The 20031-nt window shown below is 67.0% G+C and carries 20 protein-coding genes; 17 read left to right on the top strand and 3 right to left on the bottom strand.

Translation table 11 applies throughout. The features are described 5' to 3' along the window. Positions 1 to 114 precede the first annotated feature (114 nt). The 4 genes from V5F68_RS03495 to V5F68_RS03480 all read left to right on the top strand — a co-directional run bounded on the left by V5F68_RS03495 (position 115) and on the right by V5F68_RS03480 (position 3924). Positions 115 to 1191 carry an NAD(P)H-dependent flavin oxidoreductase gene (locus V5F68_RS03495; RefSeq protein WP_394014440.1) on the top strand — a complete coding sequence of 359 codons (1077 nt, stop codon included), beginning with the start codon at positions 115 to 117 and terminating at the stop codon, positions 1189 to 1191. 230 nt (positions 1192 to 1421) lie between these two features. Continuing rightward, positions 1422 to 1988 carry a carboxymuconolactone decarboxylase family protein gene (locus V5F68_RS03490; protein WP_394014441.1) on the top strand — a complete coding sequence of 189 codons (567 nt, stop codon included), beginning with the start codon at positions 1422 to 1424 and terminating at the stop codon, positions 1986 to 1988. A gap of 64 nt (positions 1989 to 2052) precedes the next feature. Beyond that, positions 2053 to 2691, top strand: a complete 639-nt coding sequence (locus V5F68_RS03485) for a pyridoxamine 5'-phosphate oxidase family protein (protein ID WP_394014442.1) — start codon at positions 2053 to 2055, stop codon at positions 2689 to 2691. 231 nt (positions 2692 to 2922) lie between these two features. Then, positions 2923 to 3924, top strand: coding sequence for an ABC transporter substrate-binding protein (locus V5F68_RS03480; RefSeq protein ID WP_394014443.1), 1002 nt, complete (start codon positions 2923 to 2925; stop codon positions 3922 to 3924). Positions 3925 to 4020: 96 nt separating this feature from the next. Here V5F68_RS03480 and V5F68_RS03475 read toward each other — a convergent pair whose 3' ends face one another. Then, a complete protein-coding gene (locus tag V5F68_RS03475; RefSeq protein ID WP_394014444.1) occupies positions 4021 to 4851 on the bottom strand; it encodes an IclR family transcriptional regulator in 831 nt (276 codons plus the stop codon). A gap of 168 nt (positions 4852 to 5019) precedes the next feature. Between V5F68_RS03475 and V5F68_RS03470 the strand changes: the two genes are divergently transcribed. The 11 genes from V5F68_RS03470 to V5F68_RS03420 all read left to right on the top strand — a co-directional run bounded on the left by V5F68_RS03470 (position 5020) and on the right by V5F68_RS03420 (position 15662). Beyond that, a complete protein-coding gene (locus V5F68_RS03470) occupies positions 5020 to 6171 on the top strand; it encodes an acyl-CoA dehydrogenase family protein (protein ID WP_394014445.1) in 1152 nt (383 codons plus the stop codon). Positions 6172 to 6179: 8 nt separating this feature from the next. After that, positions 6180 to 7298: an acyl-CoA dehydrogenase family protein gene (locus V5F68_RS03465; RefSeq protein ID WP_394014446.1), complete on the top strand. Its 1119-nt coding sequence runs from the start codon at positions 6180 to 6182 to the stop codon at positions 7296 to 7298. A gap of 14 nt (positions 7299 to 7312) precedes the next feature. Continuing rightward, positions 7313 to 8533, top strand: coding sequence for a CaiB/BaiF CoA transferase family protein (locus V5F68_RS03460; RefSeq protein ID WP_394014447.1), 1221 nt, complete (start codon positions 7313 to 7315; stop codon positions 8531 to 8533). Beyond that, the gene (locus V5F68_RS03455) at positions 8530 to 9306 is read left to right on the top strand and encodes an enoyl-CoA hydratase/isomerase family protein (RefSeq protein ID WP_394014448.1); all 777 of its coding nucleotides are present in this window, start codon (positions 8530 to 8532) and stop codon (positions 9304 to 9306) included. Before V5F68_RS03460 ends, V5F68_RS03455 begins: the two co-directional genes overlap by 4 nt. 71 nt (positions 9307 to 9377) lie before the next feature. Further along, a complete protein-coding gene (locus V5F68_RS03450) occupies positions 9378 to 10184 on the top strand; it encodes an ABC transporter ATP-binding protein (RefSeq protein ID WP_394014449.1) in 807 nt (268 codons plus the stop codon). A 37-nt stretch (positions 10185 to 10221) separates the two neighbouring features. Beyond that, on the top strand, positions 10222 to 11106 hold the full coding sequence (locus tag V5F68_RS03445) for an ABC transporter permease (RefSeq protein ID WP_394014450.1): 885 nt from the start codon (positions 10222 to 10224) through the stop codon (positions 11104 to 11106). A 29-nt stretch (positions 11107 to 11135) separates the two neighbouring features. Next, entirely contained in the window at positions 11136 to 11900 is a 765-nt protein-coding gene (locus V5F68_RS03440; protein ID WP_394014451.1) for an SDR family NAD(P)-dependent oxidoreductase, read from the top strand. A gap of 16 nt (positions 11901 to 11916) precedes the next feature. Beyond that, on the top strand, positions 11917 to 13128 hold the full coding sequence (locus V5F68_RS03435; protein ID WP_394014452.1) for an acyl-CoA dehydrogenase family protein: 1212 nt from the start codon (positions 11917 to 11919) through the stop codon (positions 13126 to 13128). Next, on the top strand, positions 13118 to 14170 hold the full coding sequence (locus tag V5F68_RS03430; protein WP_394014453.1) for a phosphotransferase family protein: 1053 nt from the start codon (positions 13118 to 13120) through the stop codon (positions 14168 to 14170). The genes V5F68_RS03435 and V5F68_RS03430 overlap by 11 nt, the downstream gene beginning before the upstream one ends. Next, positions 14167 to 14559 (top strand): DUF6285 domain-containing protein, encoded by a 393-nt coding sequence (locus V5F68_RS03425; protein ID WP_394014454.1) that lies wholly within the window; start codon positions 14167 to 14169, stop codon positions 14557 to 14559. Before V5F68_RS03430 ends, V5F68_RS03425 begins: the two co-directional genes overlap by 4 nt. Further along, complete coding sequence (locus tag V5F68_RS03420; RefSeq protein WP_394014455.1) at positions 14556 to 15662, top strand: 3-hydroxyacyl-CoA dehydrogenase; 1107 nt, start codon at positions 14556 to 14558, stop codon at positions 15660 to 15662. Before V5F68_RS03425 ends, V5F68_RS03420 begins: the two co-directional genes overlap by 4 nt. Before the next feature lie 368 nt (positions 15663 to 16030). On the opposite strand, the gene bktB is transcribed toward V5F68_RS03420, so the two are convergent. Next, entirely contained in the window at positions 16031 to 17209 is a 1179-nt protein-coding gene (gene bktB, locus V5F68_RS03415) for a beta-ketothiolase BktB (protein ID WP_394014456.1), read from the bottom strand. Positions 17210 to 17350: 141 nt separating this feature from the next. Beyond that, positions 17351 to 18808, bottom strand: coding sequence for an MFS transporter (locus V5F68_RS03410; RefSeq protein ID WP_394014457.1), 1458 nt, complete (start codon positions 18806 to 18808; stop codon positions 17351 to 17353). A 242-nt stretch (positions 18809 to 19050) separates the two neighbouring features. Between V5F68_RS03410 and V5F68_RS03405 the strand changes: the two genes are divergently transcribed. Next, the gene (locus V5F68_RS03405) at positions 19051 to 19638 is read left to right on the top strand and encodes a hypothetical protein (RefSeq protein WP_394014458.1); all 588 of its coding nucleotides are present in this window, start codon (positions 19051 to 19053) and stop codon (positions 19636 to 19638) included. Between the two features lie 109 nt (positions 19639 to 19747). Next, positions 19748 to 19996, top strand: a complete 249-nt coding sequence (locus tag V5F68_RS03400; RefSeq protein ID WP_348847034.1) for a hypothetical protein — start codon at positions 19748 to 19750, stop codon at positions 19994 to 19996. The last annotated feature ends 35 nt before the right edge of the window (positions 19997 to 20031 follow it).

Below are 20031 nucleotides of genomic sequence, written 5' to 3'. Positions count from 1 at the left end.
TATGAATTATATTCTCATTTGAGGAACGAAGGGTCAATGCCGTCCCGACCCTCGTTGATCTCATCGCGGTTCCGGCGCCAGTGCGCCGCCCCTTGCTTCAAGAGGCCAATTGCCATGTCCCAATGGCCCGACAGACGCATCCTCGATCTCTTCGGCATAGAGCTTCCGATCCTGCTGGCGCCCATGGCCGGCCCAGGCTCGCCCGAATTGGCCGTCGCCGTGGGGACCGCAGGCGGACTTGCGGCACTGCCGTGCGCACTCCTCACGCCGGACCAATTGCGCGCCAATCTCGCAGCGGTGCGTCCCGGCCTTGCGGGGCGTCCGCTCAACCTGAACTTCTTCTGCCACACGCCGCCGCAGCCAGACCCCGAGCGCGCCCTGCGCTGGCGGGCGCGCCTTGCGCCTTATTATCTGGAACGGGGGCTCGACCCCGAAGGGCCGATCCCGGCCGGCGGGCGCGCGCCCTTCGATGACGCTTTCTGCACCATCGTCGAGGCCGAGCGCCCGAAGGTGGTGAGTTTCCATTTCGGCCTGCCCGAGGCCCATCTGCTGGCGCGCGTGAAGGCCACCGGCGCAAAGGTCATCTCCTCCGCCACCTGCGTCGCCGAAGCGGTCTGGCTGGAACAGCACGGGTGTGATGCCATTATCGCCATGGGCCTGGAGGCCGGCGGCCATCGCGGGCACTTTCTCAGCGACGATCTGAATCACCAATCTGGAACCTTCGCTTTGGTGCCGCAGGTGGTGGATGCGGTTTCGGTCCCGGTTATCGCGGCTGGTGGCATTGCCGACGCGCGCGGCATCGGCGCGGCCCTGGCGCTCGGCGCGGCGGCGGTGCAGATCGGCACCGCCTATCTCTTCAGCCCCGAGGCGAACGTGCTGCCGGTCCATCGGGCCGCCCTCGATGCGGCCGACGACCAGAGCACCGCCCTCACCAACCTGTTCACCGGCCGGCCCGCGCGCGGCGTCATGAACCGGATCATGCGGGAGATCGGCCCGCTCAACCCCGATGCCCCGAGCTTCCCGCTCGCCGGAGGCGCGCTCGCGCCGCTGCGCGTCGGGGCAGAAGCGGAGGGTTCCGACGCCTTCACCAATCTGTGGTCCGGCCAGGCCGCGCGTCTCGCCCGGCACCTGCCGGCGGGCGAACTCACCCGTCGGCTCGCGGCGGAGACCCTGGAAAAGCTCGCGCGCTGAAGCGACGACGCGGGTCGCGCAATCCTCGGTCATTATCCACGTAGGGCAGCGGATGGCTTGGACGATACAGGTCTCAACGCACGCCCAGTGACGCTTACCCCAGCGGCGGACGCATCATTCCACTTGGCGGAACAATCAATTGCAAAGCTATGGGATTATCGTTCTGATCGAGTGAGATCATCTTTCCCTCATGGACGCCGGCCATCGGCGCCCCACACGAGGATGATCCCATGTCTCACGCGTCCGCCCCCCGCATTCCCACTCCTGCGACCATCGAGGATGCCCCCGCCGCCGCCCAGCCGTTGCTGAACGCCGTAAAGGCCCAGCTCGGCAGCGTGCCGAACCTGTTCCGGCTCGTGGCCAACAGCCCGGCCGCGCTGGAAGGCTATCTCGGACTCAATGCCGCCCTCGGCAAGGGACGGCTGCCTGCGGCGACGCGCGAGCGCATCGCCCTCGCCATCGCCGAGATCAACGGCTGCGATTATTGCCTCTCGGCTCACACCTATCTCGGCCAAGCGCGCGCCAAGCTGGATGCGGCCGAGATTGCCGCCAACCGCAACGGCACCTCCAACGATCCCAAAGCCGATGCGGCGGTGCGCTTCGCCGCCAGCGTGGCGCGCCAGCGCGGTCACGTGGACGCCAGCGAAGTCGCGGCGGTGAAGGCCGCCGGCTATGACGACGGCCAGGTGATCGAGATCGTGCTTCACGTCGCGCTCAACACCTGGACCAATTACATCAACGAAGTCGCGAAGACCGAGATCGACTTCCCGGTCGTCACCGCCCGCAAGGCGGCCTGAGCTGTACCGGTCCCTCGCCGGAACCCACCGTAGGGGGATCGTCGGCAACCTGCAGGAGGCATCTATGACCTCACCTTCACCCGTTCCAAGCGACGTCGCCTTCTCCCCGGCCGTGAAGGCGATCCAGACTCGAAAGGGATCGCGCACCGGCTATCGCCGGATGGAAGAAAGCGGCGGCTGGCGCGACGTGATCACGCCGGACCTCGCGGCCTTTGTTACGGCGCAGACCAGCGTGTTCCTGGCCACTGCCAGCGCCGACGGCCAGCCCTATATCCAGCACAGGGGTGGTCCCGCCGGCTTCCTGCGCGTGCTGGACGCGCACACCATCGCGTTCGCCGATTTCAAGGGCAACCGGCAATACATCACGCTCGGAAACCTCAGCGAGAACCCGGCCGCTTACATCTTTATGATCGATTATGCGAACCGTCGGCGCATCAAGATGTGGGGCACGGCGCGGGCGGTGGAGGACGATCCCGCCCTGCTGGGGGCCCTGCGCGTCGAGGGCTACAAGGGCGTGCCGGAGCAGGCGCTGATTTTCACGCTCAAGGCCTGGGACATGAACTGCCCGCAGCACATTCCCCAGCGCTTCGAGGCCGCCGATGTCGCGGCCGCGCTGGAGGCGCGCGACCAGCGGATCGCCGAGCTGGAAGCGCAGTTGGCGCGTTTCCAGAATGCCCCGACGCAAGGCCCGGCGCAAACGTAAGACCGCACCGCGCCTCGGCGGTGCGGGCCACGCCCGCGCATGCCGCGCCGCAACGGTTCAGCACATCCGTGATATTCACTTCCAAGGACGCGATGCGCGTTGCGCGACCGGCGGGCCGGATGATTTGATCCGGCCGGTGTTTGCGCCCGGCGACCCGAATGGGACCGCCGGAAGAAGCGGACGATATCTGCCACGGCCGCGCACCCGAAAAATCAAGGGAGAGAAATGATCATGAACGCCCCAAAAAGGGCCATTGCCTGTCTCGTCGCGGCCTTCTGCATTGCCTTTTCCAGCGCCCCGCGCGCGGAAACCTCCACGGTGCGCATCGGCCTTCAATATGGCTTGGTCTATCTCCCCATCGTGGTGGCGGCGCACGAACAGCTGTTCGATAAGCAGGCCAAGGCGCTGGGATTGCCCGGCCTCGAGGTGACGCTGAACCGCTTCTCCGGTTCCGCGGCCATGAATGATGCGCTGTTCTCCAGCAGCATCGATTTCGGCGCGTTCGGCATCGCCGGTGCGCTGATCGCATGGGACAAGACGCGCGGGCGCCAGCAGGTGAAGAGCCTCGGCGGCCTCTCCGTGGTCACCTACACGCTGTTCACCAATCGGCCGGAAATCAAGTCTTTCAAGGACTTTACCCCGGATGCGAAGATCGCGGTGCCCGCGTTCAATTCCCCGCAGGCGATCCTGCTGCGCGTGGCTGCCGAGCGCGACCTCGGGGACAAGGGCAAGGCCGACGCGCTCATGGCGAGCCTGCCTCATCCCGACGCGACGGCGGCCCTGCTCGCGGGCCAAGCGATCGGCGGCTATTTCGCGACTCCGCCCTTCTCCCAGATCCTCGAGCGCGACCCGAAAATCCGCAAGATTCTGGTTTCCGCTGATCTGTTCGGCGGCAAGGAAGCCACAGCCGCCACGCTGGCGGGCATGCAATCCTTCGTCGATGCCAATCCCAAGGTGGCGCAGGCGCTGCTCGCGGGGCTGGACGAGGCCTGCAAGCTGATCCGCGCCGATCCGAAGAAGGCCGCGGACATCTACCTGAAGTCCGAGACTGTCCAGCTTGCCCAGGCGGAAGCGGAGAAGATCATCACCGACGGCTCGATCATCTACCAGACCGAGCCGCAGGGCGTGATGACCTATGCGAAATACATGGTGGACCAGGGGATGATGAAGAAGATGCCGGAGAAATGGCAGGATGTCTTCTTCCCATTCATCGGCGAACGCATCGGAAACTGATCAAAGCACGGGAAGAAAAAAGGGCGCCTGCGGGCGCCCTTTTGATGCATTCCGGAGGCTGGCGGCAAAGGACCGCCCCAATTTGCCCCACAGGCCTCAGTCCGAGACAAGGTAGCGCTCGATGGTGTCACGCAAGAGTGCGATGATTTCATGCTCGCGCCGCTCGATGTCTTCCAGGACACCGGAAACCGCGATCACCATGGGACGATTGCGGCGCTCAATGCCGTCGGGCAGCGGCATGGCGAGAGCGCCCGCGCCGGGCGACACCAGCGCACGGGAGAAGAAATAGCCGGCGCGCCGCGCTTCGTGCACATGGTCCAATGCAGCGCGATAATCGATGCGCGGCCGGTCGCTCGGCGCCTCCGCATTGGTGCGGGCGACGAGGGCGCGCACCTCTTCATCCGGAGACCGCATCAATAGCGCAAAGCCAGTGCCGGACCACGCCAGCAGACGGCGCGAGCCCTGGGGCACGTGGTAGCGGATCGGCGTCGTCGCCTGCACCACGTGAATGTATTGCGAATAGATGCCGTTGCGCACGGCGAGGATGATGGTGTCGCGGCTTTCCCGCGAGACTTCCTCCATCAGGCGCAGCAATCGGCCGTTGTGCACCGGCCCCTCATTCAGCCACGTGCCCAGAAGCGCCACGCGGGCGGTGGGCAGGAAGGTGCGCCGCACCCGGTCGTAATCGAGATAGCCAAGCTGCGCCAAGCTCTTGAGCAGGGCCGAGGTGGACGATTGGGGAAACTGCAGATGCGCGGCGATTTCAGTGACGCGCGCGTCACGCTGGATCTCGTCGAAATATTCCAGGATGCGGAGCACGCGTTCGGCGGATTTCACGACCGGACTGTCGGCCATGTCGCCGACCGCCGTGACCGGGCGAACCCCCTCGTCTTCTACGAAGATGTTGGTTTTTGCAGGCTTCCGCATGGCCGCTCCCGTTCGGTTCGCGGCTCAACTGATCACATATCTGATGATTTTTCCATATATGTGTAATGCGCTTGCCGCAGGCCCCGCTCGAATGCTTTTCTCCCCTCAACAACACCGCGCCCCGCAAAGCCACGGGGATAAGTAGAGTGATGAGGGAGCGCCGCGGATATGCAAAGTTTTCGATTCGGCTTTGACCATCTTCCGGCGGAAGCCGAGCAGGTCCGGCAGGATGTTGGCGCCTTTCTGCAAGCAGAGCGGGAGGCCGGCCTGTTCGTTCCGCATCGTTGTTCCTGGAGCACGTTCGACCCCGCCTTCTCCAAGCGCGCGGCCGCAGCCGGATTTGTCGGCGTGACCTTGCCAAAAGCCTATGGCGGGCAGGAGCGCTCCAGCCTGGTGCGCTTCGTCATCACCGAAGAGATGCTGGCCGCCGGCGCCCCCTGTGGCGCCCATTGGATCGCGGATCGGCAATCCGCCCCGCAGATCCTGCGCCATGGCAGCGAATACGCGAAAACTCTCATCGTGCCGCGCATCTGCGCCGGCGAATGCTATTTCGGCATCGGCATGAGCGAGCCGGATTCCGGCTCCGACCTTGCCGCGGTGCGCACCCGCGCCACCCGCACCGAGGGCGGCTTCGTGCTCAACGGCTCGAAGATCTGGACCACCAACGCCCACCGCGCCCATTATCTCCTCGCCCTGGTGCGCACCGGCGATGCCGGGCCCGATCGTCACGGCGGCCTCACCCAGTTCATCATCGATATGGCGGCGCCCGGCATCGAGGTGCGGCCGATCTACGATCTTTCCGGCCATCACGAATTCAACGAGGTGTTCTTCACCGACCATGTGGTGCCCGACGCGCTGATGGTGGGCGAAGAGGGCCAGGGCTGGGACATGGTCACCCAGGAGCTCGCCTTCGAGCGTTCCGGGCCGGACCGCTTCATGTCCGACTACCGCTTGCTCGTGGAACTGGTGGACCGCATCGGCCAAGAGCCCGACCGCCAGCAGGCGGTGGAGACCGGGCGCCTCGTCGCCCATATGGCCGCGCTCATGAACATGTCGGCGTCAGTCGCCGCTCTGCTCGGGCGCAACGAAATGCCAAATGTGGAAGCGGCCCTGGTGAAGGATGTCGGCACCGCCTTCGAGCGCGACATTCCCGAAGTGGCCCGCCGCCTGATGCCGGTGGAATCCAGCCTCGATGCGCAGGACGATCCGTTCGCCGAGACGCTGGCGGACGTGATGCTGCGGGCCCCCTCCTTCACGCTGCGCGGCGGCACGCGGGAAATCCTGCGCAGCGTCACCGCGCGCGGCCTCGGACTGCGCTGAGACACCCCATGCTCGATATCAACACCGCCCCCGCCGCGTCCGAAGAGGACGATTTCGCCGCCATCCTGCTGGAGCAGACGGACCGTCTGCTCACCCACCACGTCACACCCGCCTGCCTGAAGGCGGCCGACGAAGGCGCCTTTCCGCTCGCCGCTTGGGAGGCGGTGAGCGAAGCCGGTCTCCCTCTCGCTCTGGTGTCGGAAGAGGCCGGCGGCGCGGGCCTTTCCGCCGTCACCGCCGGCCAGATCATCCGCCGTTCGGCCTATCACGCCTTGCCGGCGCCGCTCGCCGAAACGCTGATGGCCCAAGCGCTCTGGACGCTCGCGGGAGGCGCGGCGGTGGACGGCATCGTCACGCTCACCACCGGCGCCGGCCTTGCGCTTTCTTCCACGGAAAAAGGCGCCGTGCTGAGCGGGTCGCTGTCCTCCGTCCCCTGGGGCGCGCAGGCAAGCTTCATCCTGCTCGCCGCCCATGACGGCGACGGCGCCGCCCGTCTCGTGCTGCTGCCCCAGGCCAACCCGCCGGTCCGCACCCGGCGGAACGTGGCGAACGAGCCGCGCGACAGCCTCACGCTCGAAAATGTGCCGGTGAGCCCCGGCAGCATCCGCCCCTTGCCCGCGAACCTTGCGGATGCGGACGGGCTGATGGTGTTCGGAGCCTTCATCCGCGCCCAGCAGATGGTGGGCGCGATGGAGCGCTGCCTTGACCTCGCGCTCACTTATGCCAACGAGCGCAAGCAGTTCGGCAAGCCCATCGGGCGGTTCCAGGCGGTGCAGCACATGCTTGCGGAGGCTGCCGGCCAATGCGCGGCGGCGGGCGCGGCGGCACAATTGGCGGCCTCGGCCTGGGGCGGGGCGCATTTTCCGTTCGCGGTGGCGGTGGCAAAGGCGCGGTGCGGGGAAGCCGCCGGCAAGGTGGCGGAAATCTGCCACCAGGTGCACGGCGCCATGGGCTTCACCCACGAGCACCCGCTGCATTTCTTCACGCGCCGGCTGTGGGCCTGGCGCGATGAATTCGGCCGCGAGGCCCATTGGCAGGAACGTATCGGCCGCGCGGTGTGCGGCAAGGGGGGGGACGCGCTGTGGCCCACGCTGGTGGCCCTGCGCCCCTGCAGCGCGCAGGATTGAGGAGAGCAAGACCCGTGTCTTCATTTGAGAAAAGCGGCCCGCTCGCCGGCGTGCGCATCATCGATCTGACCAACGTCATCATGGGGCCCTTCGCCACCCATATCCTCGCCGATCTCGGTGCGGACGTGGTGAAGGTGGAATCCCCGGAAGGCGACACCTTCCGCAGCTACAAGCCCTCACGCACGCCCGGCATGGCGGGCAACTTCCTGCACCTCAACCGCAATAAGCGCTCGCTCGTGCTCGATTTGAAGCGGCCCGAGGCGCGCGCCGCGCTCGGCCGGCTGATCGCGGGGGCGGACGTGTTCGTCCATTCCATGCGGCCCAAGGCCATCGCGCGCCTCGGCTATGAATATGAAGCGGTGAAGGCGCTTAACCCTGACATCGTCTATTGCGGCGCCTACGGCTTCAGCGCCAAGGGCCGCTATGCCGACAAGGCCGCCTATGACGACCTGATCCAGGCCGGCTCCGGCCTTTCGGCGCTTCAGGCGGCGATGCACGGGACGCCGGGCTATCTGCCCACCGTGCTGTGCGACAAGATCGCCGGCCAGGCCATCGCCTCGTCCATCATGGCGGCCCTGCTCCAGCGCGCCAATGGCGGCGGGGGGCAGGCGATCGAGGTGCCCATGTTCGAGACCATGGTGGAGTTCAATCTGGTGGAGCACATGGTGGGCGCGGCGTTCGAACCGCCGCTCGGCCCGCCCGGCTTCAACCGGGTGATCTCCCCGCGCCGCAAGCCCTACGCCACCAAGGACGGTCACGCCTGCATCCTGCCCTATTCGGACCGCAACTGGCGCGACTTCTTCGATTTTACCGGCCGCACCGAGTTCAAGGACGACCCGCGCTTCGCCACGCTGGGCGAGCGGGTGCAGAATATCGACGTGCTCTATGCCGCCGTGGAACAGGAAGCGGTGCGCTTCACCACCGCGGAATGGGAAGCCTTCTGCGACCGGGTTTCGATCCCCTGTATGCCTGTGAACGGGCTCGATGATTTGCTGGAGGATTCCTATCTCCAGGAGGTGGGCTTCTTCACCATCGAGGAGCATCCGAGCGAGGGCGCCTATCGCTCCATGCGCCAACCGGTCTCGTTCAGCGCGGCGCCGTTCCGCATCCGCCACCATGCCCCGCGCCTCGGCGAGCACGGCGCGGAAATCCTCGCCGAGGTCGGGCTCTCGGCCGAGGAAATCCAAGCACTGACGCGGGCTGAGACGGACCAGGAATTGGAGCGGATCTCGTGAGCGACCATCTCAAATTCACCGTCAGCGACGGCGTCGGCACCATTCTTCTCGACCGCCCCGAGCGGATGAACGCCTTCACCTTCGACATGATCGCCGCCTGGACCGACGCGCTCCAGCACTGCCGCACCGATCCCGCCGTGAAGGTGGTGCTGGTGACCGGAGCCGGCAGCGCGTTTTGCTCCGGCGGCGACATCGTGGAGATGGGCGACCGGCTCCAGCAGGGGCCGGCGCAGCGCAAGGACGAATTGTTCGAGAAGATCCAGCGCATTCCCCTGACGCTGGAGGATCTGGACAAGCCGGTAATCGCGGCCGTGAACGGGGTGGCCACCGGCGCGGGCATGGACCTCGCGCTCATGTGCGACCTGCGCTATGCCGCGAAAAGCGCGCGCTTCGCGGAAACCTATGTGAAGGTCGGCCTCGTGCCCGGCGCCGGCGGCGCGCATTTCCTGCCCCGCCTCGTGGGCACCGCGAAGGCGCTGGAATTGTTCTTCACCGGCGATTTCATCGACGCCGAGGAAGCCGAGCGCATCGGCATCGTCAACAAGGTGTTCGACGATGCGGCGCTGGTGAACGAGGTGGAGACGATTGCCCGCCGCATCGCCCGCGCCCCGCAGCTGACCCTGCGCATGATCAAGCGTGCGGTCTACCAGGGCATGCGCAACGATCTGCGCACCAATCTCGATCTGATTTCTTCCCATTATGCGGTGATCACCTCCACCGACGATCATAAGAAGGCGGTGGAACGCTTCATCGCCGCCAAAGCCAAGGCCTGATCCGCGCTGGCCGGCCAAGCCTGCCCAAGACATTGAAAAGCAATAAAAAGATCGACCCTCAGAGGAGTCACATGAAACACATGCCCACGCCGCAGTATCCCGACGCCAAGATCAAGCCGCTGCTCGAAGTGGACGGCGTGACGCTGCAGTACAAGACGCGCGACCATCTGGTGACGGCAACGTCCCAGGTGAGCTTCGAGATCTTCCCCGGCGACCGCTTCGTCCTGCTCGGGCCCTCGGGCTGTGGGAAATCCACCTTGCTCAAGGCCATCGCCGGCTTCCTGCGCCCCACCCAGGGCGCGATCCGCCTGAAGGGTCAGGAGATCACGCGCCCCGGTCCGGACCGCATGATGGTGTTCCAGGAATTTGACCAGCTCATGCCGTGGAAGACCGTGCGGCAGAACGTGGCGTTCCCGCTGCGCGCCAACGGCATGTCGGCGGGCGAAGCTGACATCCGCGCCCTGGACGTGCTGGAGAAGGTGAACCTCACCAAGTTCGCGGACGCCTACCCCCACATGCTCTCGGGCGGCATGAAGCAGCGCGTGGCCATCGCCCGCGCCATGGGCATGCGGCCCGACATGCTGCTGATGGACGAGCCCTATGCGGCCCTCGACGCGCTGACCCGCCGCAAGATGCAGCAGGAATTGCTGGATCTGTGGGACGACGTGCGCTTCACCGTGGTGTTCGTGACCCATTCCATCGAGGAGGCGGTGCTGATCGGCAACCGCATCCTCGTGCTCTCGCCGCATCCCGGGCAGGTGAAGGCGGAGCTGAACTCGCATCATTTCGACGCCAGCCACCAGGGCGGCGCCGAGTTCCAGACCCTCTGCGGGCGCATCCACACCATGCTGTTCGATGAGGCCCAGCCGGCTCACTGAGCCAATGGCCGCCGAACCCATCCCGAGGAGGAAATCCATGTCGCAGACCGCGATGAAGCTGGAGCCGGTAATCCGGCCCGAATATGTCCGCACCACCCTGCCGCCGGTGACGACCGGCGCGGTGGAAGCGCCCCTGCCGTTCTTCCAGCGCATGTTCGCCCACGCCATCGTGCGGCGCGCGCTTATCCTCGTGGCGCTTGCCATCGTATGGGAGCTTTATGGCCGCTGGCTCGATAATCCGCTGATCTTCCCGAGCTTCAGCGAGACCCTGCAATCCCTGTGGGACAATACGATCAACGGACGCATCCCCCAGCGGCTCGGCGTATCCATGCGCATCCTGGTGATGGGCTACGCGCTGGGCATCGCGCTCGCGGCCATCTTCACCACGCTCGCGGTCTCCACCCGCCTCGGCACCGATCTGCTCTCCACGCTGACCGCCATGTTCAATCCCATGCCGGCCATCGCTTTGCTGCCGCTGGCGCTCTTGTGGTTCGGCCTTGGCGTGCCGAGCCTGATCTTCGTGATCGTGCATTCGGTGCTGTGGGCGGTGGCCCTGAATGCCCATGCGGGATTCCTGGCGGTGTCGGAAACCCAGCGCATGGCGGGGCAGACCTTCGGCCTGCGCGGCTTGCGCTTCGTGGTGCAGATCCTCATCCCCGCGGCATTTCCCTCCATCCTGTCGGGCCTGAAGATCGGCTGGGCGTTCGCTTGGCGCACGCTGATCGCGGCCGAGCTGGTGTTCGGCGTCTCGGCCGGCCAGGGCGGCCTCGGCTGGTTCATCTTCGAGAACCGCAATCTGCTGGAGACCGCCGGGGTGTTCGCCGGATTGATGACGGTGATGATCGTGGGCCTGTTCATCGAGGGGGTCATCTTCCAGACCATCGAGCGCTACACTGTGCGCCGCTGGGGCATGCAGCGCTGAGTCCGGCCGAATGAAGCGGAGTTGAGAGTATGGATCTGGCGCACCACGTCGCCGGCAAGGGCGTCGTCGTCACCGGCGCCTCTTCGGGCCTCGGCGAGCATTTCGCGCGGCTGCTGGCGGGCGCAGGGGCGCGTGTGATCGCCGCCGCCCGGCGCACGGACCGGCTCGCGGCGCTGGCGGAAGAGGCGAAGGCCAAGGGATGGAGCATCACCCCGCTCGCCCTCGACGTGACCGACGACGACGCCATCGCGCCCTTCTTCGGTGAGGTGCAGCGCACGCTCGGCCGGCTGGACGTGCTGATCAACAATGCCGGGGTCGCCGACACCACGCCGGCGCTGGACCTGACCCCGGACACGTTCGACAAGGTGGTGGACACGAACTTGCGCGGGGCCTTCTTCGTCGCCCAGGGCGCGGCCCGCGCCATGAAGGAGAGCGGCGGGGGCAGCATCGTCAACATCGCCTCCATCCTGGCGCTGCGGGTGGCGGGGAATGTCGCGCCCTACGCCATCGCCAAGGCGGGGCTCGCGCAAATGACCCAGGCGCTGGCGCTCGAATGGGCGCGCTACGGCATCCGCGTCAACGCGCTCGCGCCCGGCTATCTGGAAACTGAGCTGAACGCGGATTTCTTCGCCTCCCCCGCCGGCCAGGCGTTGATCAAGCGCATCCCCCAACGCCGGCTTTCCCGCCTCACCGATCTTGACGCGCCCCTGCTGCTGCTGGCGGGCGATGCCGCGCCGACGCTGACGGGCGTGGTCCTGCCGGTGGACGGCGGGCATCTCGTTTCCTCCCTCTAATTCCCTCAGGGCTCCGATGGACTTCACCCTCCCCCCGCATATCGAGGCCGTCCGCGCCCGCACGCGCGCCTTCGTGGCCGACCACATCCTGCCCCTTGAGGCAGACCGGGCGAATTACGATGCCCATGACAACATCGCCGAGCCGGTGCTTGAGCGAGTGCGCGCCAAGGCGCGGGCCGAAGGGCTCTGGGCGCCACAGGTGCCGCAGGCGCTCGGCGGCATGGGCATCGGCATGGTGGGGCAGGCCGCCATGTATGAGGAGGCGAACCGCTCCATCTTCGGCCCCGCCTGCTTCAATGCTGCCGCACCCGACGACGGCAACATGATGCTCATGTCCAGGGTCGCCACCCCGGCGCAGCAGGATTGGTGGCTGAAGCCCGTGATCGCCGGCGAGATGCGCTCCGCCTTCGCCATGACCGAGCCCCATCCCGGCGGCGGTTCCGACCCCGGCATGATGCTGACCCGCGCGGAAAAGCGCGGGGATCGCTACATGGTCACCGGCCGCAAATGGTTCATCACCGGGGCCGAGGCGGCGCAGCGCTTCATCGTGATGGCGCGCACATCCGACGATCCGCGCACCGGCCTCACCGCGCTCCTGTTCGATGCCAAGTCCCCCGGCTGGCACATCGCGCGGCGCATCGAGATCATGGGGCCTGAGGAACACGGCGGGCATTGCGAACTGATCTTCGACGGGCTCGAGATTCCGGCCGAGAATGTCCTGATGAAGGAAGGCGACGGGCTGCGCGTCACCCAGATCCGCCTCGGGCCTGCGCGCCTCACCCATTGCATGCGCTGGCTCGGCCTCTCCAAGCGGGCGCTGGAGATCGGCCATGCCTATGCCAGCGAGCGCACCGGCTTCGGCATCCGCCTCGCGGACCGCGAGAGCGTGCAGATCAAGCTTGGCCGCGCCGCCTCGGCGATCGAGGTGGGCCGCTTGCTGGTGATGAAGGCAGCCTGGCTGCTGGATGCCGGTGACAAGGCGCGCAAGGAAATCTCCATGGCGAAGAACCATGTGGCCGAAACCCTGCACCTGTGCGCCGACACCGCGCTGCAGCTCTGCGGCGCCAGGGGCTATTCCAAGGACACTCCGCTGGAATGGATCTATCGCTATGCCCGCCAGGCGAAGCTGGTGGATGGGGCGAGCGAGGTGCACGACATGGTGCTGGCCGCAAATTATGCGCGGGAAGGCCAGGATTTCTGGCGCTGGGGCGTGCCCCATGGCAAGTGAGGGGCCTCCCGAAGCCGGCCTCCCCCTCGATACCCTCGCCGCCTTTCTCGCCCGCGAACTCGGGGCCACCGCCGTGGTGCCCCACGCGGCGCGCCTGCTGAAGGGCGGCGCGATCCAGCAGAACTGGCGGCTCGACCTCACCATCGCGGGTGGCCCGGAAGCGGGCGAACGCTCCTATGTCCTGCGCAAGGATGCCCCCAGCGTGGTGGGTTCCAGCCACGGCCGGGTGGCGGAATTCGAGATCATCAAGGCCGCTTATGCCGCGGGCGTCACCGTGCCGCGCCCCATCCTCTCATGCGCCGATGCCTCCCTGCTGGGCACGCCGTTCGCGCTGATGGAACGCGTGGAGGGCGTCGCGCTCGGCCCGCGCGTCGTGAAGGATACCACGCTCGGCGGCGACCGGCGGTCGCTGCTGCACCGGCTCGGCGCCGAGATGGCGAAGCTGCACCGCGTGCGTCCGCCCCACCCCGCCCTTGCCTTCCTGCCCCCGCCGCCGGAGGATTTCGCCCGCGCAGACATCGCCGATCTGCGCGCCGCGCTCGATGCGCTAGGCGAGCCGCGACCGGCGCTGGACTGGGGCCTGCGCTGGGGCGAGGTGACCACCCCGCCGCCGAGCGATATCCGCCTGATCCACCGCGATTTTCGCACTGGCAATTACATGCTCGACGCGACCGGCGTGACGGCCATCCTGGATTGGGAATTCGCCGGCTGGGGCGATCCCATGTCGGATCTCGGCTGGTTCTGTGCCGAATGCTGGCGCTTCGGCCGGCCCGACCTGGAAGCTGGCGGCATGGGGGACCGCGCGGATCTCTATGCCGGTTACTCGGCCGAAAGCGGCGAGAGCGTGGACGATGCCCGCGTGCGCTATTTCGAGGTGATGGCGCATATCCGCTGGGCCATCATCGCGCTTCAGCAGGGCGCCCGGCATGCGAGCGGGCAGGAAAGCTCGCTGGAACTCGCCCTCACCGGCCGGATCGCCGACGAATTGGAACTGGCTATCCTGCGTGCCACCGCGCCTGCCGCCTGGGAGATGCGCCCATGACCGGCCACACCCCGCCCGTCCAGACCTTCGGCGCGGACCTGCTTGCCATCGCCCGCAAGACGCTGCAGGAGGAAATCGCGCCCCAGCTCTCCGGCGACCAGCGCTATCAGGCGGCCATGGTGGCCAATGCCTGCGCTATCGCGGGGCGCGAGATGGCGACAGAAGCCGTCGCCCGCGAGGCGGAAGCGGCCTGTCTTGACGCCGCGCAGGCGCCCTCCCCGGCCGCGCTGTGCGCCGCAATCCGCGCCGGCGCGCGCGATGCCGATCCGCACCTTCATGCCGCCCTGCTGCGGCACAGCCTGATCGCGACCTATCGCACCCGTCCCGGCGCCTTGCGGCCCGCGGAGCGGCAAGAGGTCGATGCCCTCATCAAGGATCAGACCACATGACTAAGCCGAATCTCGGCGTGCTCGGCGCCGGCCTGATGGGCGGCGGCATCGCCCTTGACGCCGCGCGCCACGGCATCGAGGTGGTGGTGTATGACGCGCGCGCCGACGCGGTGGAAAAACTGAAGGCTCGAGCCGCCAAGACCTATGAGCGCTGGGTCTCCTCCAACCGCATGACGACGGACGATGCACAATCAGCGCTCGCCCGCATCATCGGGGCGCGCGACCTCGGCGAGGCCGGCACGCGCGATATCATCATCGAAGCGGTGTTCGAGGATCTGGCGGTGAAGCGCGCGCTGTTCGCGGACTTGGCCCCGCACATCGCACGCGGCAGCATCGTCGCCACCAATACCAGCGCTTTGAAGGTGGGCGACATCGCGGACGTGCTGCCCGATCCCGCGCGCTTTCTCGGCCTGCATTATTTCAGCCCGGCGGAAGTCAGCCCGCTGGTTGAGGTGGTGCGGGCGGAACGGACCTCGGCGGAAACCGTGGCGCGGGCTCTCGCCTTCCTGGAGCAGACGCGCCGCGTGCCGCTGCGCTGTTCGGATACCCCCGGCTTCGTGGTGAACCGCTTCTTCTGCCCCTATTACAATGAGGCAGCGCATATCGTTCAGGACCTGCGGGCAACCGCGTCGGAGGTGGATTTCGTCGCCCGAGAGCGGCTCGGCATCGCTGCCGGTCCGTTCAAGGTGATGAACCTCATCGGGGCGACGGTGGCGGCCCACGCCATGGAGAATCTCTCGCCCCTCGGCCCCTTCTATCGCGCCTGCGCTGCCCTGGTGCGGCAGGGCGAGAGCGGTGCCGCCTGGGAGGTTTCAGACATGGCGGCTCCCTCGTCCGAAGTCGCCGACGAGATCGAGCAGCGGCTTCTCGGCGCACTCTTCGTGCCGGCCCTGGAGCTGCTGAACGCCGGCGCTTCCACGCCCGCCGACATGGATAAAGGTGCGCAGCTCGCCCTGCGCTTCACGCTCGGCCCCTGCGCCCTCATGGAGCGCGCCGGAACCACTCGGGTGCAAACGGCGGTGGCACGCTTGTGCGCCCGCGACGGGCATCCGCAACCCGCCCTGTTCGATCTTCAGCCGAACCGCGCCGGTCGGGCCTCCTGAGGCCACGCCCGCTCGCAAGCCTCGCGTCCCGGCCAAGCGCATCGCCGCAGGCGCGGAAGGCACACCGGGACGCGGGACCGAGCCGCGATCCCAACGCCTTCTCCCGCATGCGGGGGAGGGTTGGGAGGGGGAAGCCACCGTGGAACGTGAAAGGACGGCCGTGCCATCGCGGGACACGCCCTTCCTCCCGCACCCGAACGCGCCCGGAACGAACCGGGAGCGAATCACGGTCGGTCCGCAAACCGCGCTTTGTTCCGTTCCTGTGCCCCGCGTGCGCGGAGCACGCGTCCCTGCTGCGCCTCCGCCCGGAATGAAAGACGCGACGCGCGGGCGTGATAGGACGCGCCGCGCCGGGCGCGTCCCCCCGCTCACACCCGCTCGATGGCCAAGGCGATGCCCTGCCCGCCGCCGATGCACATGGTGATGAGGCCATAGCGGCCGCCGGTGCGCTGAAGTTCGTTCAGCGCCTTCACCACCAGGATCGCGCCGGTGGCCCCAACCGGATGGCCGAGCGCGATGGCACCGCCATTGGGATTAAGCTTGGCCGCATCGAAATCCAGCTCCCGCGCCACGGCGCAGGCCTGGGCGGCGAACGCCTCGTTGGATTCGATCACGTCAAAATTCGAAACCTTCAGGCCCGTGCGTTCGCACAATTTGCGCACCGCCGGCACCGGGCCGATGCCCATCTCGCCGGGCTCCACGCCCGCATGGGCATAGCCGACGATGCGCGCGAGCGGCGTCTTCCCGGATCGGGCCGCGCGATCCTCCGCCATCAGCACGAGGCCGGCGGCGCCGTCATTGATGCCGGAGGAATTGCCGGCCGTGACCGTGCCACCCTTCTTGAAAGCCGCGCGCAGGCCGGCAAGGATCTCGGCGGTGGTCGCCTTGGGATGCTCGTCGGTGTCGAACACCATTTCCTTGCGGCCCACGGTGACCGTCACCGGCAGGATCTGGTCGCGGAAGCGGCCGTCATCGATGGCCGCGCGGGCACGCTGCTGGCTGGTGAGGGCGAGTTCGTCCTGCGCCTCGCGGGTGATGTTCCATTTCTCGGCGACATTCTCGCCCGTGATGCCCATGCCGCCATGGCCGAACGGGTCGGTGAGCACGCCGATCATCAGATCGGACGCCGCCATGTCGCCCATGCGCTGGCCGAAACGCGAGGTGGACAGCAGGTGCGGCGAGCGGCTCATGCATTCCGCGCCGCCGGCCACCGCCACATCGCAATCCCCCAGAAGAATGGCCTGCGCGGCGGAGACCACCGCCTGGGCGCCGCTGCCGCACAGCCGGTTCACGTTCATGGCCGGCACCTCCTTCGGGATGCCGCCCTCGATCGCCGCGACCCGGCTGAGATAGGCGTCCCGCGGTTCGGTGACGATCACGTGGCCGAACACCACCGTGCCCACGTCCGCGCCGTCCACATGCGCGCGCTTCAGCGCTTCGGCCACCACCAGGCTGCCAAGCTTAGTGGGTGGGACGGAAGCGAGCGCACCCCCGAAGGTGCCGATGGCCGTGCGCACGCCGGACATGATCATGACGGACTGTGACATGGTGTTCTTGAGCCTCCCTTGCGGCGGGTGCACCGCCGGTTCAGCTCCCGCCTAAACCCGGGAGAGGGCAGCGCGCAATGGGCAGAAGGCAAGGCGTGGACATTCATCATGTCCATGATCGACCAAACGCAGGCGCGCCGGTCAGGGGTTCGGCTGCACCTCGCCCCGGGGGTCGGGTAGGCTGTCCTTCTCGACCGGCGAGACCTTGCGCCCCGCCATCTCCGCGCCCGCATCCTTCGGCAAGCGCAGGAAGCTGATGACCGAACTGGCGCTGATGAGCGCCACAATGAGGAAGGCGGGCGTGAAATCCGCCAATACCAGGTTGGTCTCGCCCCGAAGGTCGCGCATCACCTCGAGAATGATGCCCGCGGTCGCGACCCCGAGCGAGATCGACACCTGCTGCCCGACGCTGGCGAAGGAGGTCGCCCGGCTCATGGACGAGGGCTCGACATCGGCATAGGCGATCGCGTTCAGCGCGGTGAATTCCAGCGAGCGGAAGAAGCCGCCGATGAGCAAAACCGCCATGATGACGAATGTCGGCGTATTCGGGGTGAAAAGCGCGTTAGAGGCGATGAAAGCCGCCGAAAGTAGGCTGTTCACTACGAGAACCCGGCGAAATCCGAAACGGCGGATGATCGGTGCCGCGGTGGTCTTCATGATCAAAGCACCGGCCGAGGCGGCGAACGTCATCAGGCCGGAGGCGAACGGGGAGAGGCCAAACGTGAGCTGCAGCATCAGCGGCAGCAGGAACGGCAGGGCGCCGATGCCGATTCGAAACACCGACGCGCCGATCACGCCGGAGCGGAAAGTGGGCAGGCGCAGGAGCGTGAGATCGAGCACCGCGTGCGGCGTGACCCGCGCGTGGCGGACATAAAAGATCAGAGAAATCAATCCGATAGCCGTCACGCCCCCGGCAACCCAGAGCGGCACCAGTTCCTGCCCGAAGACCGCGAAGCCGAACACCAGCCCCGAAAGGCCGATGCCCGAAAGCACGAGCCCCCGCAGATCAAGCGGCGGCACGTCTTCCTCGCGGACGTTCTCGATGAAGCGGGTGGCCAGGACGACGCCCAATACGCCAATGGGAACATTGATGTAGAAGATCAGCCGCCAATCGAAATAGGTGGTGATGAAGCCGCCGAGCGGCGGTCCCAGCACCGGCCCCAGCAGCGCCGGCACGGTCAACCACGCGAGCGCCGAGACCAGTTGCGCCTTGGGGATGCTGCGCAAGATCACGAGCCGGCCCACCGGCACCATCATCGCCCCGCCCATGCCTTGGATGATGCGGTAGAGCACGAAATCCGACAGGCTGGTGGACATGCCGCAGAGGATCGAGCCGATGGTGAAGATTACGATGGCGGCGCGGAATACAGTGCGCGCGCCATAGCGGTCGGCCGCCCAGCCGCTGGCGGGGATGAATACCGCAAGGCTCAGCAGATAGGACGTCAACGCCAGCTTCAGCGCCACCGGATCCTCACCCAGCGACGTGGCGATGGCCGGCAGCGAAGTGGAGATGACGGTCGAATCCACCTGCTCCATGAACAGCGCACAGGCGACGATCAGGGGGATGAGGATTTCGCGGGGAATTTGGCGGGAAAGCATGGGCGCAGGCAATCTTGCTCCGCTTGGAGTGCCCTCTTAGACCATCTTTTTCAATCCCGCCATGGCCCGTTTTCCAAGTCGTCCGCCGTCCTCCGGTACGGCATAAAGCCAGGCTCCAGCCTGTTTACGGGGGCTTTATGCGCACGCGCCGCCTTCCGGATGGAGCGCTTATGGGGGGTGTTGCATCCTTACTTCCGCAGCGTCGGGTTCGCCCCGCGCTGGCGTCACAGAAGGAGGGCGCGATGCCCCAGATCAACACCGCCGCCGTGCGGCGGCGCGAAGACGATCCCGAAATCGAACCCGAGCCGTCCAGTCCGCGTCGAAACGAACGGACCATGCCCGCGCGGCACCGCCTGCCTGCGGTCGCGGTGCAGCCGGCCGGCGTCACCGCTGCCCCTGAGCCGAACCCGAGCTGGGCCATCGAGGAAATCGCCGCCTTCGCTCATCTTCGTCCCTGTGATCACGTTGTCGTGCTCGGCAAGGAGAGCCTCAATCTCGCGCTCGGCCTGTGGCGGTCGGGCTTCACGAACGTCGGCTGCGCACCCCGCAATCTCGACAAGGTCGCCCACGGCACCGCCGACGCGCTGATCATCGACCATCTTGCCATGGATGAAGATTTCGCCGCCGCGATCGAGCGTAACCGCGGCTTCGTGCGGCGCGGTGGCTGGTTGTTGGTGCATGTGGCCCGCTCGGCCGGGCGTGGCGCGCTTCCGGCCCTGCGCGGTCTTCTGGCCAAGGCCGGCTTCTGCGCCGGGCCCGGCATCGTGGACGGGGCAGGCGTTTGGATCGCGGCACGCCGCCAGGAAGGCACGCCCCGGCTCGCCTCCTGAGCAGAGGCTTCATCTGCACGATCCGCGCGCCGGCGGGCCCCGCAATCTTGAAGCGGACAGGATCTCCCCCATATGAAATCCTGGTTCCTCGGAGCGCCGGTCAACACCCATGATCTACATTGTCGCCGCCTTGCTTCCCCCGCTCGGCCTGCTGCTGAATGCGCAGCCTGTGTCGGCGATCCTCAATCTGGTGCTGATCGTGCCATGCGTGCTGCTCGGCCTGATCTTTCCGCTGTTCTTCGCGGTTCCCTCCGCCCACGCGGTGATCGCGGTGCATATGAAGCGGTCCGACCGGCGCCAGCGGGAAATCGTCGATGCCATCTCCCGCCATGGCGTTCCGCCGGGCTGGGGCCGTTGATCCGGCACGCCGTTCGATGGTTCAAAAGGCGCCCA

Source organism: Roseixanthobacter pseudopolyaromaticivorans, assembly GCF_043195145.2.
Taxonomy (GTDB): Bacteria; Pseudomonadota; Alphaproteobacteria; order Rhizobiales; family Xanthobacteraceae; genus NCEH01.
The sequence above is the reverse complement of the archived record's forward strand: the minus strand, read 5'-3'. Positions and strand labels throughout refer to the sequence as shown.